The following is a 14,306-nucleotide window of genomic DNA, read 5'->3' as shown; positions in this document are numbered from 1 at the left end:
CTGAATCCGCTTCCCCCATCTTCACCGCTTGGTTATAGTCAGGAAAGGCGACATCGCCGCCCGACGGACTTTGCGCCGTCTTCTGAATTGGGCTCCTGTTTCACCGGGCCGCGCGGCCCGTCAGCGCTAACAAGAAAGGAAGGCCGTTAATGCAATACCACCGTATTCCCCACAGTTCTTTAGAAGTGAGCGTGCTGGGACTGGGCACCATGACCTTTGGCGAACAGAACAGCGAAGCCGACGCCCATGCGCAACTGGACTATGCATTGGCCGCAGGCGTGAACCTGATAGACACCGCCGAACTGTACCCGGTGCCGCCCCGCCCGGAAACCCAGGGCCTGACCGAGAGCTATATCGGCAGTTGGATCAAGGCGCGCGGCAATCGCGAAAAAATCGTCCTGGCCAGCAAAGTTTCGGGGCCGGTGCGCGGCACCGACAGCAGCATCCGCCCGCAGCAGGCGCTCGATCGCAAGAACATCCGCGCCGCGCTGGACGCCAGCCTCAAACGGCTGAACACCGATTATCTCGATCTTTATCAATTGCACTGGCCGCAGCGCGCCACCAACTGCTTTGGCAAACTCAACTATCAATACACCGACGACAAAGCCACGGTCACGCTGTTGGAAACGCTGGAGGCGCTGACCGAGCAGGTGCGCGCCGGCAAGATCCGCTATATCGGGGTTTCCAATGAAACGCCCTGGGGCGTGATGCGCTACCTGCAGCTGGCGGAGAAACATGAGCTGCCGCGCATCGTGTCGATTCAAAACCCGTACAGCCTGCTGAACCGCAGCTTTGAGATTGGCCTGGCCGAGATCAGCCAGCACGAAGGGGTGGAACTGCTGGCCTATTCCAGCCTGGCGTTCGGCACCCTGAGCGGTAAATACCTCAACGGCGCAAAACCAGCCGGCGCGCGCAATACGCTGTTCACCCGCTTCAACCGTTATTCAGGGCAGCAAACCCAGTTGGCGATCGCCGAATACGTGGCGCTGGCCAAAAAACACGGACTGGATCCTTCGCAGATGGCCTTGGCCTTCGTGCGTCAGCAGCCGTTCGTCGCCAGCACCCTGTTGGGCGCCACCTCGGTGGATCAGTTGAAAATCAACCTCGACAGCCTTGACGTCATTCTGGATGAGGACGTGCTGCAGGCGCTCGAAGAAATCCACACCCGGTTTACCATTCCGGCGCCTTAATTCCTCTGAGGGCGCAGCCAGGCTGCGCCCCGTTTCACCGCCGCTGAGACCACCACAATGCGCTAATCGCCAGCGCAAACACCACGCCAAACCCTACGCCGACGCCCACCACAGGCACGCCCAGCTTCACGACCAAAGAATACAGGCCCAGCATCAGCAACATGGCGGCGTTTTCACCCAGGTTTTGCACCGCGATCGCATTGCCGGCGCCGACCGAATGCTTGCCCCGCTCCTGCAGCAACGCATTGAGCGGCACCACGAAGAAGCCCCCCAGCATGCCGATGATCGCCAGCAAGACGTAGGCATTGAGCATGGTCGTTTGCAACGCAAACACCGCGACCGCGACGCCGATCAGGATCCCGGCCGGCATGCAGCGCTTCACCGTCTTCAGCGTGACGAAGCGCGCGGCGGCGCCGGCGCCGACCACGATGCCGACGGCCACCATGGCGTTCAGCAGCGTCGGCGTGGCGTTATCGGCGATGCCAAGCGCCACCGGCACCCACAGCACCAACAGAAAACGCAGCGTCACGCCGGCCCCCCAAAACAGGCTGGTGCCGATCAAAGAGAAACGCGTCTGCCCATCGCGCCATAATGTGACGCAGGCGGTAAGGAAGCTGTTCGTCATGGCCCGCGGCCGCCATGACGCCCCTGGGCGCGCCGCCGCCAGACGTGGAATATACAGGTTGGCGACCACCGCCCCTGCGTAAACCAACGCGCAGGCCGCCAGCGCCGCGACCACGTGCCAGTCCGCCAGAATACCGCCGGCCACCGAACCGGTGAGAATGGCGGCGATGGTCGAGGCCTCCATCAGGCCGTTAGCCTTGACCAGCTTCTCGCCGCTGGTGATCTCGCCCAGAATGCCGTATTTGGCTGGAGAATACGCGGCGGCACCCACGCCGACCAGGCTGTAACCCCAAAACGGGTTCCCCCCAAAACAGATCATCAACGCCCCCGCCAGCTTCAGGGCGTTGGCGAACATCATCACCCGCCCTTTGGCGAAGCTGTCGGCCACCTGGCCGACAAACGGCGCCAGGATGATGTAGGTGGCGACAAAGGCCATCTGCAGGATCGGCTGGCTCCAGTCCGGATACAGCTGCTGCTTGATCAGCGCCAGCGTGGCGAACAGCAACGCATTGTCGCCGAACGCCGAGAGGAACTGCGCGCTGATCACCGCGATCATGCCGCGTGACAACAAAGGGGATTCGGTCGAAGGATTCATCAGGCACTCTCCGGCTGTTCGGCCATATGACGCAGGGTGACGAAATCAGGTTTGCCGCTGCCGAGCACCGGCAGCGTTTTCAACAGGCGAATATCGCGCGGCACCGCCAGCTCCGGGCTGCCCAGCTCGCGCGCCACCCGCAGCAATGCCTCGCGGGTAATGGCGGGATCGGTGGTGAACAGCACCAGCGCCTCGCCTTTGCTGCTGTCGCTTTTGACCGTGGCGGCATGCAGCTTTTCCGGCGACAGCCGTTGCGCCAGCAATTCGACGCTCTCCAGCGACACCATCTCGCCCGCCAGCTTGGCGAAGCGCTTCACGCGCCCGCGAATGGTGCAGTAACCCTGCTCATCCAAGCTGACGATATCGCCGGTATCATACCAACCCGGCTGCAGCACGCCGTTCGCATCTTCCGCCGCCGGCGGTTCCAGCTCGCCGGGACGTTCAACCCGCAGATAGCCTTTCATGATATTCGGCCCCTTCAGCTGCAGACGGCCGCCGTTATCGATGCCCGGCACCGCGATCAAGCGCGCCTCCATCTGCGGCATGATGCGGCCGACGGTGCCCACCTTGGTCGCCAGCGGCACGTTGATCGACACTACCGGCGCGCACTCGGTCACGCCATAGCCTTCCAGAATGCGGATGCCGTATTTATCCTGATAGATCTGTTTGGTGCTGTCCGCCAGTTTCTCCGCGCCGGCCACCACATAGCGCAGGCGGGCGAAATCATACGGATGCGCGAAGCGCGCATAGTTGTTGAGGAAGGTCGCCGTGCCGAACAGCACCGTGCAGTTACGGTCATACACCAACTCCGGCACCACGCGATAGTGCAGCGGGCTGGGGTAGAGGAAAATGCGGCTGCCGGTGATCAGCGGCGTAAGCAGCCCCACCGTCAGGCCGAACGAGTGAAACAATGGCAGCGATGACATGAAACGGTCGCGCGGCGTGAAATCGGCGATGGTGCGAATTTGTTCTACGTTGGCCAGCAGGCTGGCATGCGAATGCACCACGCCCTTGGGGTGGCCTTCGGAGCCGGAAGTGAACAAGATCAGCGCCGCGTCCTCCGGGCGTTGCGGCAACGCCGCGCGCTGCGGTTGCAGCAAGTGCCGCAGGATCCACAGCTTGTCCGCCAGCGTAACGGTGTCTTTCAGATCCTCCAGATACACCCAGTTGGCCTGCGTCACCTGCTCCGGCAGGTGGGTCAGTTTGCCCTTCTCCAGGAACTGGCGCGAGGTGACGATGGTCTTGATGCCGGCGGCGGTCATCGCGCTGTTCAGGCCGTTGGCGCCGGCGGTGTAGTTGAGCATCGCCGGAATGCGGTTGCGCAGCGAAGCGCCGAAGATCGCCGCCGCGGTGATGGTGGCGTTCGGCAACAGCAGCCCGACGTGTTCCCCTTCGGCGGTAAAGCGCTGCAGAATGCGGCTGACGCCCAGCGATTTCTTGATCAGCGTTTGGTAGCTGTCCTCTTTGAAAGCGATGTCTTCGATACACGGCTTGCGACGCCCATAGCGGCGCTGCGCCGCCAGCAAGGCATGGAACAGCGTCTGCGGTTCGCGCGTCTCCATGCGCGCCCGCATCATGATCTGCATCAGCCGATCGCCAGCCAGCGCCCGACGCTCGCGCGCACGCGGCGCCTCCGGCATCGGCAGCGTGGTCGGCGGCAAGATGCGGATGCTGATTTGCGGAAACCAGCGGATCTTGAACACCCCGGCCATACGGCCGAACGGACTGAATTCGGGGCCGTCGATCCGCACCGGCACCACGGTGGCGCCCGATTTGGCGGCGATAAACGCCGCGCCGTCGTAGATTTTCATCAGCGCGCCGGTCACGGTGATGCGCCCTTCAGGGAACACGACGATCGGCCGCCCCTGTTCGACCATGCGCACCAGCTGCTTGATGGCCATCGGTTTGGTGGGATCGAGCGAGACGAAATCGATGTAGGGCCGAAGCCAGCGCATGAACCAGCTCTCGCCGATGCTGGCGTAAACCGCAAACACCGGTTTTATCGGCAGGAACAGCGCCAACAGCACGCCGTCGAGGAAAGAGACGTGGTTCGGCGTAATCAGCAGTTTTTGCCGTTCGAAGTGCTGGACGCCCCCTTCGACCCGAACCCGAAACAACAGGCGAAACAGCGCGCGCAGCAGTGAAAAGATCATGCCCTTCTCCCTTGGCCATGGAGGCGTAAATCGTTGTAGGGAAAAGAATACTATATGGCAGGCAAAAAAAAACCTACGCATCCGCGTAGGTTGGTGCAATTGAAAATGGCTTCAACATACAGAGTATGCTGATTTCTCACCAATCAATACCTCTGGGATCACCTACTCTAGAGAGATGGCGTGCAGGAAACTACCGCCGAATCGCAAGAGTTCTGCTCCAAATGCAACCAGCTGTAAATTTCCCGCGATCTGCTGTAATAACTCAATGAAACTTAAACCTTCCCGCAGCGACAAAAATAAATATAACAACGACGAGCCAGTGACCCAGACGTGAAATCTTCACTCATCGCGCGCTGACCTCGACCAGGCAGCTCATGGCGTTCGGCCCCTGCGTCAGCGGCGAGGTGCCAATATCCAGCGTCAGCACATTCGGGTTGCCCGCCTGCTCGAGCGGCCGGCGCTGCGCGTCGAAACCCGGCTCGAACCAGGCGCCGGTCGCCATCAACACCACGCCGCGCGTCACGCCATCGGTGAGCGATACCCCCGCCAGACAGCTGCCGCGCGCATTGCTGACCAGCACTTCGGCGCCGTCCGCCACCCCGCGCGGCGCCGCATCGTCCGGATGCATATACAGGGTTTCGCGCCCGGCGGTCTTGTTGCCCTGCGCCAGCGGCGCCGGATCCATCTGGCTATGCAGGCGATCGCTCGGTTGAATGGAGATCAGGTGCAGCGGCCAATGCTTGGCCTGCGGCGCGCCCAGCCACTCCACCGGCGGCCGCCACTGCGGATGCGGAGCGAAATCTTCGTAGCGATAGCCGGCGATCCGCTCGCTGAACAACTCGATCTTGCCGCTGGGCGTTTGCAGCGGGTTAACCTGGGGATCGGCGCGGAACGCGTCAAAAAATACAAACTCTTTGGCCGGCGCGGGCAGCTCGACATAGCCCCGTTGCCAGAACGCCTCAAACTCGGGCCAGGCGACGCCGGCGCGGCGCTGCGCAGCGCCGCATTGCAGGTAGATAGCTTCGATCCAGGCCCGTTCGTCGCGGTTTTCGGTAAAGCGCTCGCGATAGCCCAGACGCTCCGCCAGATCGGCGAAGATATCGAAATCGTTGCGCGCCTGATGCTGCGGCGCAATCGCCTGATGCATCGCCAGCACGTAACGATCGCGCGACGAGCCGCCGATGTCGTTGCGCTCCAGCGAACTGGTGACCGGCAACACGATATCCGCCATTTTGGCTGCCGCCGTCCACCAGATATCTTGGACGATCACCGTATCCGGCTTCTGCCAGCCTTCCACCAGTCGGTTCAACTGCTGATGGTGATGGAACGGGTTGCCGCCGGCCCAGTGCACCAAATGGATATCCGGATAATGCCGCGTCTCGCCGCAAAATTGATAGGCTTCGCCAGGGTGCAGCAGCATGTCGCAGATGCGCGCCACCGGGATCGCCAGCCCGGCCGGGTTATCGCCTACCGGCATGGTAGGCGCGGGGGTATCCACGCGCGGGTTGCCGACGCCGTTCATTGAGCCGTGGCCGAACGAGAACCCGCCGCCCGGCAGCCCCACCTGGCCCAGCATCGCCGACAGCGCGATCATCATCCAGTACGGTTGCTCGCCACGATGCGCGCGCTGCACGGAGTAGGAACAGGTGATAAAACTGCGCACGCCGATCAGCTGCCGCGCCAGCAGCGCGATGCGCGCCGTCGGAATGCCGGTAATGTCGCTGGCCCAGGCCGGCGTTTTCGCCACGCCGTCGCTCACGCCGTTCAGGTAATCCGCCAACTGTTGATAACCCACGCAGTGGCTGTGCAGGAAGGCTTCATCCTGCGCGCCCAGCCGCTGGATTTCGTAAGCCAGCGCCAGCATCAGCGCCACGTCGGTATTCGGCCGGATCGGGATCCATTCCGCATTGACGAACTCGGGGCAGTCGTCGCGCATCGGGCTGATGTTGATCACCGGCGTGCCCTTGCGCGCCAGCTTTTGCAGCCAGGGCTTGAGCGCATGCTCCGCCGCGCCGCCGGAAGACACCTGAGCGTTTTTCAGCGCCAACCCGCCAAACGCCACAAACAGTTCGCAGTGCTCCACCACGCTTGGCCAACTGGTGACGCGCCCGGTCAACGGCGAGAAAGTGCCGATCACATACGGCAGGAAAAACTGCGCCGCGCCCCAGCTGTAGTTGCCCTGCTGATCGACGCCGCCGCCGCCGCTGAAGTAGAACCGCCGCACCAGCGAGCGGGCATGGTGCAGCCGCCCGGCCGACGACCAGCCATAAGAGCCGGTAAACAGCCCTGAGGCACCGTAGCGATCGCGCACCCGGCGATTCTCCTGCGCCACCAAATCGAGCGCTAACTCCCAATCCACCTCGACGAAATCTTCCCTGCCGCGCAGCGTACGGTCGCTGCCCTCGCGCTTTTGCAGCCACGAGCGGCGCACCGCCGGCTTGCGGATGCGTTTGTCGGAGTAGACCATCGGGACGATGGAATCGAGCAGCGGCGAAGGATCGGGATCGTCGACGAAGGGTTCACAACGGATAAGCCGGCCGTCTTCAACCACGGCGGTATAAGCGCCCCAATGGGCGAGCTGCGGATAGCGTTTAATGGACATGGCGTTCTCGGCGCAAATCGGAATGCACAGACGTTACCTCAGCCCGCCGCCAGTGCCAACGTACAAATTGCGCTATCGTTCGGTCTTCGATGGTTATGCGTACAGACTCGAAGAGATTCTGCAACGGCCGCCACAAGTTGCGCACGAGACCGCTTGCAGCCCCGGTTTTTTTCCGCAAAACTGGGGGATGTAAGCGATTACCCAGGATGTGTTGACTGATATGGCTACGATAAAGGATGTTGCCAGGCTGGCGGGGGTTTCCGTGGCCACGGTATCCCGCGTGATAAACAATTCCCCCAAGGCCAGCGAAGGGTCGCGCACCGCGGTGCAGGCCGCCATGGAACAGCTGCAGTATCACCCTAACGCCAACGCACGAGCGCTGGCGCAGCAGTCCACCGAGACGCTGGGCCTGATCGTCTCCGACGTTTCCGATCCCTTCTTCGGCGCGATGGTCAAGGCGGTCGAGCAGGTGGCCTACGCCACCCACAATTTTCTGCTGATTGGCAACGGTTACCACGACGCCGAAAAAGAGCGTCAGGCGATTGAACAGCTGGTGCGGCACCGCTGCGAAGCGCTGGTGGTGCACGCCAAAAGGCTGAGCGATCAGGAACTTTGCGGCTGGATGCAACAGATCCCGGGCATGGTGCTGATCAACCGCACGCTGCCGGGCTTCGAAACGCGCTGCGTGGCGCTCGACGATCGCTACGGCGCCTGGCTGGCGACCCGTCATCTGATCCAGCAAGGGCATCAGCGCATTGCCATCATCTGCTCCACCCACCAGATTTCCGACGCCACCGACCGGCTGCAGGGCTATCTCGACGCGCTGCGGGAACACGGCATCGCGGTGGATGAAAAGCTGATCGCCTATGGCGAACCGGACGAGATCGGCGGCGAACAGGCGATGACAGAATTGCTCGGCCGCGGCCGTTCGTTCTCCGCCATTACTTGCTACAACGATCCGATGGCCGCCGGCGCGCTGTCGGTGCTGAGCGATAACAGCGTCGACGTACCGGGGGAGATTTCGCTGATCGGTTTCGACGACGTGCTGATTTCGCGCTATCTTCGGCCGCGCCTGACCACCATTCGCTACCCGATCGTGGCGATGGCGACCCAGGCGGCGGAGCTGGCCCTGGCCTTGGCCAATCGCCAACCGCTGCCGGAAATCACCAACATGTTCAGCCCGACGCTGGTGCGCCGCCACTCGGTCGCCACCCTCAACAACGCGCACGAACAGCCGTAATCATGCCGCCGCATAACGCTGTGAAGCGGGCGCCAGGCGCCCGCCCGCTGATCAGATAAGTTCCAGCGCGATCAGTTCTTCGATGGTTTGGCGGCGGCGGATCAATCGCGGCTCGCCGTTTTCGAACAGCACTTCAGGCAACAGCGGACGGCTGTTGTAGTTGGAGGACATCGACGCGCCGTAGGCGCCGGTATCGTGAAACACCAGATAATCGCCGATCTGCACCGGCGGCAGCTCTCGGGTTTCCACGCCGCCGCCCGCCTGCTGGGTGAACACGTCGCCGGATTCGCACAGCGGCCCGGCGATCACCGTTTCGCGCAGCGCTTGCCCCGAGGTATCGCGCCCATCGGCCGGCAACAGCGAAATATGGTGGTAACTGCCGTACATCGCCGGGCGCATCAGATCGTTAAAACCGGCGTCCACCAGCACGAAGTGGCGGCTGCCCATGTCTTTCACCGCCCGCACCTCGGCCACCAAGACGCCCGCTTCCGCCATCAGGAAACGCCCGGGTTCAATCTCCAGCTGCACCGGGTGCCCCAGATGCGCGGCGATGCGTTCACGCGCCCGATTCCACAAACCGAAATAGTGTTCGGTATCGATCGCCTCTTCGCCGTACTGATACGGGATAGACAGGCCGCCGCCGGCGGAAATGGCGCTGATGTCATGACCGAGATCGATCACCTGCTGCACCATCGCATCGCAGACGCGCTCCAGATGCTGGTAATCGACGCCGGAACCGATGTGCATGTGCACGCCGATCAGTTGCAGGCCATAGCGGCGGATCCTCTCCACCGCCTGCGGCAGGTCGGCATACCAGATGCCGTGCTTGCTGTTCTCGCCGCCGGTGTTGGTTTTCTGGCTGTGGCCGTGGCCAAATCCCGGGTTAACGCGCAGCCACACCGGATGCCCTGCGGAAACCTGGCCGAGCTGATCCAGCATGTCGATGGAACCGGCGTTAACCGGGATCTTCAATTCGCTGACGCGCGCCAGCGTGGCGTGATCCAACACGTCCGCGGTAAACACGATCTCGCTCGGTTCGCCGCCCGGCTGAAAACCGGCCTGCAGCGCCCGTTCGATCTCGCCCAGCGACACCGAATCCACCTTCACGCCCTGCTCGCGCATCAAGCGCAAAATATGAATGTTCGAACAGGCCTTCTGCGCGAAACGAATGGTGTCGAAATGGCGCAGCTGAGCGATGCGCTGGCTGATGATGTCCGCATCATAAGCCCAGACCGGGCAGCCGAAACGCTGCGGCAAAGCCAGCAGGTTAGCGGCGTTCAACGCGGTGGAGGTGTCGTGCAACGGGCGTGGCATGGCGATATTCCCAATTCGAAAATGACGGCAGATAAAGCCATAGTGCCGCACGCTGAATCGAGTGGAAAATATCTATTTAGCCGTAGTCTATTCATTTATGATATGGCTTTCTCTACAGTCGAGCGGCCTCGCCATGCACAGTATCTCTTTGCGGCAGATCGAAATCTTTCGGGCGGTGATGACCACCGGCAACCTGACCGAGGCGGCGGCCCTGCTGCAAACCTCGCAACCGACCGTCAGCCGCGAGCTGGCGCGCTTTGAAAAGCTGATTCGGCTGCAGCTGTTCGACCGGGTGCGCGGGCGTTTGTCCCCTACCGTGCAAGGGTTACGGTTGTTCGAAGAGGTGCAACGCTCCTATTACGGCCTCGATCGCATCGTCAACGCCGCCGCCGGCATCCGCCAGTTTCAGCAGGCGCAGCTGTCGATCGTGTGCCTGCCGGTATTTTCCCAATCGCTGCTGCCGGCGGTGTGCCAGCCCTTTATCGAACGTTATCCGGAAGTCAGCTTCAGCGTGATCCCGCAAGAGTCGCCGCTGCTGGAAGAGTGGCTGTCTGCCCAGCGCCACGATCTCGGGCTGACGGAAACCACCCTCACGCCGGCGGGCACCGAACGGGTGACGCTGATGACGTTGAACGAAGTGTGCGTGCTGCCGACGGGCCACCCGCTGCTGGTAAAAGACCAGCTGACGCCGCAGGACTTCGCCGGGCAGAACTTCATCAGCCTGTCGAGCACCGACAGCTATCGTCACTTGCTGGATGCGCTGTTCGCCGAGCAAGGCGTCGAGCGCCGCATGGTGATGGAAACGCACAGTGCGGCGTCAGTGTGCGCCATGGTGAGAGCCGGCGTGGGGGTGTCGATCGTTAACCCGCTGACGGCGCTCGACTATGCCGGCAGCGGCGTGCACGTGCGGCCGTTCAGCATCGACGTGCCGTTCACCGTCAGCCTGATCCGGCCGCTGCACCGCCCTTCATCGGCGCTGGTCACGGCCTTTATCGACCATTTGCATCAGCAGGCGGCACGCTTCTCCGCCCGGCTGGCCGCCGCTGTCAGGCGCTGAAAGCGGCGTGGGAATATTGCCGAGGCCTTAGCGCAGCGTCGCCTGCCACTGCGGATCGGTGGCAAACCACTCCACCAGAAAGTCCAGCATGGTGCGCAAGGTGGCGGGCATCTGGCGACGCGAGGTGTAGATGCCGTAGATGCCCATCGACTGCGGCCGGTAATCCGGCAACAATTCGACCAGTTCGCCGCTGGCCAGCAGCGGGGCCGCCGAATAATAGGGCTGCATGGAAATGCCCGCGCCCTGCACCGTGCCGGCCATCAACACCACCGACTCATTGGCGCTCAGGTTGCCGCTGACCGCCACCGCCGATTTCACGCCCTGAGCATCGAAGTGCCACAGGCTTTTGCCGAAATAGGAGTAGGTCAGGCAGTTGTGCAACGCCAGATCCTGCGGTTGGCGCGGGGTGCCGTGTGCCGCCAGATACGCCGGCGCGGCGCACACCACCGATGCGCAGGTGGACAGCGGGCGAGCGATCAGGTTGGGATCCAGCTCGTTGGTGATGCGCAGCGCCAGATCGATGCGCTCTTCCACCAGGTTCACCGCCCGGTTGTTCATCTGCAGATCGACCGCCACCTGCGGGTGACGCTTCAGATACTGAGCGACCGCCCCCACCAGCGCCGTTTGCCCGAGCGACTGCGAACAGGTGATGCGCAGCAGGCCACGCAGTTCGTCGCTCTGCCCTTCCTCCACCAGATCGATTTCCCCCGCCAGCGCCAACATTTGTCGGCAACGTTCCAGAGTACGCTCACCGGCGTCGGTCAGACTAAGCTTACGGGTAGTGCGGTGCAGTAAACGCGCCCCGGCCCATTGCTCCATCTGCGCCAGGTAGCGCGTCACCATCGCGCGCGACATCTCCAGCGTTTCCGCGGCGGCGATCATGCTGCCGCGATCGACGATGGTGACAAAAACCTCAGCGGCGGTAATGCGATCCATGATTAGTCCGATTTATGCAACGAATAATTGCTTATTATCCGGTTTTTCTATCGCTTTATGCAACCTAACATCGTTACAACATTAACCGATACCTAAGGACCTCTGCCCATGTTTAAGAAATCACTGTTAACTCTGGCCTTCACCGGCGTCGCCACACTGAGCACTTACGCCACCGCTGCCGATACCCTGACCATGGAAGTGTATAACCCGGGCGAGAAAAGCGTGTTCCCGGTGTCTTCCGAAATCGTCAGCGGCCAACACGAAGTGGCGCTGATTGACGCTCAGTTCCAGCGTAACGATGCCGAAGAGCTGGTGAAAAAAATCAAGGCGACCGGCAAGAAGCTGACCACCGTCTACATCAGCCACTCAGACCCGGATTTCTATTTCGGTCTGGACGTGATTAAGGCGGCCTTCCCGGAGGCGAAAATCATCGCTTCGCCAGGCACCATCAAGGACATCAACGCCACCAAAGACGGCAAAGTCGCCTATTGGGGCCCGATCCTGAAAGACAACGCGCCGAAAACCGTGATCGTGCCGCAGCCGCTGCAGGGCGACAGCTTCACCATCGACGGCCAGAAAGTGGAAGTGAAAGGCCTGAACGGCCCGACCCCCGATCGCACCTTCGTCTGGATCCCGGCGCTGAAAGCGGTCGTGGGCGGCGTCGCGGTCGCCGGTGACAATATCCATCCGTGGATCGCCGACAACCAGACCGAGGAATCGCGCCAGCACTGGCAGCAGACGCTGAAAAACATCGAAGCGCTGAAGCCGCAGGTCGTTGTGCCGGGCCACTTCCTGCCAGGCGCCGCGCAAACGCTGGCATCGGTGCACTTTACCCAGAAATACCTGACCACGCTGGAAGCCGAACTGCCGAAGGCCAAGGACTCCGCCGCGCTGATTGAAGCGATGAAAAAGCACTACCCGACGCTGAAAGACGAATCGAGCCTGGAACTGAGCGCAAAAGTGCTGAAAGGCGAGATGAAGTGGCCGCAATAAGCGCCCCTGCGTGATCGAACCAGCCCCGGCGCCGCGGCGAGTTGCCGCGCGCCAAGCGAGGAGTAAAGATGACCGAAACCACGTTACATTACATTTTCGATCCGCTGTGTGGCTGGTGCTATGGCGCCGCGCCGCTGGTGAAAGCGGCTCAGAGCCTCCCCGGGCTGAAGATCGTGCCGCACGCCGGCGGCATGATGACCGGCAACAATCGCCGCCAGATCACCGACGAGTGGCGCAACTATGTCATTCCGCACGACAAACGCATCGCCGAAATGACGGGCCAGCCGTTCGGCGAAGCCTATTTCAACGGCCTGCTGCGCGACACCACGGCGGTGATGGATTCCGAACCGCCGATCACCGCTATCCTGGCGGCGGAAAAGCTGTCTGGACGCGGGCTGGACATGTTGCACCGCATTCAGCAGGCGCACTATAAGGAAGGTCGGCGCATCGCCGACACGCCGGTGCTGGAAGCGTTGGCGAAAGAGCTGGGGTTGCCTTCGGCGGCGTTTATCGCCGAAATGCGCTTCAACAGCGGCGCACCGACCGCGCAACACATCGCGGAAAGCCGGGCGCTGCTCGCCAAAGTGCAAGGCCAGGGCTTCCCGACCTTTGCGCTGCAGGACAGCGAAGGCCGCCTGCATCTGCTGCCGGCCGGGAACTATCTGGGCAATGTGGAAGCCTGGAAGAACCTGCTGGGCGCCGCCGCGCTGGCGTAACCCTTCTCGCCCCGCTCGCCGGGGCGAGTCATTCGACCCGCACGAACCGCCCTTCCGCCCGCACGTTGTGACCGAACCCGCAATCCCCCCGCGTATGCATCTCCAGCGCTTGTTCGCCAAACGCCATCGTCACGTCGCAGACCTGCGCGCTTTCCGCTTCATGCTGGTGGTAGACAGCCTTGCCGTGTTCGATCGGCAGCTCGGCGGTGAAGTCGCCCATGTTCGGCCCGTAATACAGTCCCATCTGCGGCATGGCGTAGCCGGAAAACGCGATCAACCAGCGCTCGCCCTGCGGCTTCACCGCCACTTCGCTCCACACGCCGCGCCCGGCGTATTGCCAATACACGCCGCCCGGCCCCTTGGGCTGCGGCTGCTGCGCCAGGCGTTGGCGCAACAGGCTCATGTTGTGCTGCGATTTGTCGTCGTGCGGCGCCAGCGCCAGATAGGCCTGCGCCTTGAGCAATTCCCCGGCGTGCATCAGCGACAGCGCCACGTTGTTGTAAGCCGTGGCGACAGCCTGCTCGCTCAGGCCGCAAAACTCGCTCCAGGCCGCCTGATCGCGAAAGATGTCGGCGGCTTTGGCGTAATCCTGCCGCTGATAGGCCTTTTTTCCCAGTTCGGCGTAGCTCGCCACCTTTTGACAGTCGGCGGCGATGTCCGGCTCGTCAATGTGCGCCCAGGCCCGGGCGCTGGCGAAGACGCCGCAGGTCAGCAACAGGGGAAACCAAGCCTTCATCGTTTATCCTTTCTGCAAAAATTCGGCGCCAGTATAACCGCCCTGCGCCGGAGTGTATGCCGCAATTGCGCCCGCCAGCGCGCCGCTGACGATTCAGCCGCCTTATTTCAAACGGTTAGCGGAGTCAAAACTGCTTACAGTCGCGGTTTG

11 protein-coding genes are annotated in these 14,306 nt (G+C 62.3%); 5 read left to right on the top strand and 6 right to left on the bottom strand.

The features are described 5' to 3' along the window. Positions 1–149: 149 nt before the first annotated feature. Positions 150–1,190 (top strand): NADP(H)-dependent aldo-keto reductase, encoded by a 1,041-nt coding sequence (locus ACP39K_RS16720; RefSeq protein WP_016929924.1) that lies wholly within the window; start codon positions 150–152, stop codon positions 1,188–1,190. Between the two features lie 34 nt (positions 1,191–1,224). Here the strand turns inward: ACP39K_RS16720 and lplT are convergent, their stop codons facing one another. From lplT to ACP39K_RS16705, 3 genes are all read right to left on the bottom strand, one after another. Further along, complete coding sequence (gene lplT, locus ACP39K_RS16715; protein ID WP_016929925.1) at positions 1,225–2,409, bottom strand: lysophospholipid transporter LplT; 1,185 nt, start codon at positions 2,407–2,409, stop codon at positions 1,225–1,227. Then, complete coding sequence (aas, locus tag ACP39K_RS16710) at positions 2,409–4,562, bottom strand: bifunctional acyl-ACP--phospholipid O-acyltransferase/long-chain-fatty-acid--ACP ligase (RefSeq protein ID WP_016929926.1); 2,154 nt, start codon at positions 4,560–4,562, stop codon at positions 2,409–2,411. The genes lplT and aas overlap by 1 nt, the downstream gene beginning before the upstream one ends. 343 nt (positions 4,563–4,905) lie before the next feature. Further along, on the bottom strand, positions 4,906–7,164 hold the full coding sequence (locus ACP39K_RS16705) for a molybdopterin guanine dinucleotide-containing S/N-oxide reductase (RefSeq protein ID WP_497008697.1): 2,259 nt from the start codon (positions 7,162–7,164) through the stop codon (positions 4,906–4,908). A gap of 220 nt (positions 7,165–7,384) precedes the next feature. On the opposite strand from ACP39K_RS16705, the gene galR reads away from it, so the two are divergent. Further along, positions 7,385–8,404: an HTH-type transcriptional regulator GalR gene (gene galR / locus ACP39K_RS16700; protein WP_004931832.1), complete on the top strand. Its 1,020-nt coding sequence runs from the start codon at positions 7,385–7,387 to the stop codon at positions 8,402–8,404. A gap of 51 nt (positions 8,405–8,455) precedes the next feature. Here galR and lysA read toward each other — a convergent pair whose 3' ends face one another. Further along, positions 8,456–9,718, bottom strand: coding sequence for a diaminopimelate decarboxylase (gene lysA, locus ACP39K_RS16695; RefSeq protein WP_048324786.1), 1,263 nt, complete (start codon positions 9,716–9,718; stop codon positions 8,456–8,458). A gap of 133 nt (positions 9,719–9,851) precedes the next feature. On the opposite strand from lysA, the gene ACP39K_RS16690 reads away from it, so the two are divergent. Beyond that, positions 9,852–10,775, top strand: a complete 924-nt coding sequence (locus tag ACP39K_RS16690) for a LysR family transcriptional regulator (RefSeq protein ID WP_016929930.1) — start codon at positions 9,852–9,854, stop codon at positions 10,773–10,775. Between the two features lie 27 nt (positions 10,776–10,802). Here ACP39K_RS16690 and ACP39K_RS16685 read toward each other — a convergent pair whose 3' ends face one another. Then, positions 10,803–11,711, bottom strand: coding sequence for a LysR family transcriptional regulator (locus tag ACP39K_RS16685; RefSeq protein ID WP_015378928.1), 909 nt, complete (start codon positions 11,709–11,711; stop codon positions 10,803–10,805). A gap of 108 nt (positions 11,712–11,819) precedes the next feature. On the opposite strand from ACP39K_RS16685, the gene ACP39K_RS16680 reads away from it, so the two are divergent. Then, a complete protein-coding gene (locus tag ACP39K_RS16680; RefSeq protein ID WP_016929931.1) occupies positions 11,820–12,704 on the top strand; it encodes an MBL fold metallo-hydrolase in 885 nt (294 codons plus the stop codon). 68 nt (positions 12,705–12,772) lie between these two features. After that, positions 12,773–13,420 (top strand): DsbA family protein, encoded by a 648-nt coding sequence (locus tag ACP39K_RS16675; RefSeq protein ID WP_016929932.1) that lies wholly within the window; start codon positions 12,773–12,775, stop codon positions 13,418–13,420. Positions 13,421–13,448: 28 nt separating this feature from the next. On the opposite strand, the gene ACP39K_RS16670 is transcribed toward ACP39K_RS16675, so the two are convergent. Beyond that, complete coding sequence (locus ACP39K_RS16670; RefSeq protein ID WP_033639498.1) at positions 13,449–14,156, bottom strand: hypothetical protein; 708 nt, start codon at positions 14,154–14,156, stop codon at positions 13,449–13,451. Positions 14,157–14,306: the final 150 nt, after the last annotated feature.

This window comes from Serratia sp. EC4 (genome assembly GCF_059652115.1).
The sequence above is the reverse complement of the archived record's forward strand: the minus strand, read 5'-3'. Positions and strand labels throughout refer to the sequence as shown.

Coding starts and splice junctions, on each gene's coding strand:
- ACP39K_RS16720 (WP_016929924.1), top strand. CDS start 150: ATGCAATACCACCGTATTCCCCACAGTTCTTTAGAAGTGAGCGTGCTG.
- lplT (WP_016929925.1), bottom strand. CDS start 2,409: ATGAATCCTTCGACCGAATCCCCTTTGTTGTCACGCGGCATGATCGCG.
- aas (WP_016929926.1), bottom strand. CDS start 4,562: ATGATCTTTTCACTGCTGCGCGCGCTGTTTCGCCTGTTGTTTCGGGTT.
- ACP39K_RS16705 (WP_497008697.1), bottom strand. CDS start 7,164: ATGTCCATTAAACGCTATCCGCAGCTCGCCCATTGGGGCGCTTATACC.
- galR (WP_004931832.1), top strand. CDS start 7,385: ATGGCTACGATAAAGGATGTTGCCAGGCTGGCGGGGGTTTCCGTGGCC.
- lysA (WP_048324786.1), bottom strand. CDS start 9,718: ATGCCACGCCCGTTGCACGACACCTCCACCGCGTTGAACGCCGCTAAC.
- ACP39K_RS16690 (WP_016929930.1), top strand. CDS start 9,852: ATGCACAGTATCTCTTTGCGGCAGATCGAAATCTTTCGGGCGGTGATG.
- ACP39K_RS16685 (WP_015378928.1), bottom strand. CDS start 11,711: ATGGATCGCATTACCGCCGCTGAGGTTTTTGTCACCATCGTCGATCGC.
- ACP39K_RS16680 (WP_016929931.1), top strand. CDS start 11,820: ATGTTTAAGAAATCACTGTTAACTCTGGCCTTCACCGGCGTCGCCACA.
- ACP39K_RS16675 (WP_016929932.1), top strand. CDS start 12,773: ATGACCGAAACCACGTTACATTACATTTTCGATCCGCTGTGTGGCTGG.
- ACP39K_RS16670 (WP_033639498.1), bottom strand. CDS start 14,156: ATGAAGGCTTGGTTTCCCCTGTTGCTGACCTGCGGCGTCTTCGCCAGC.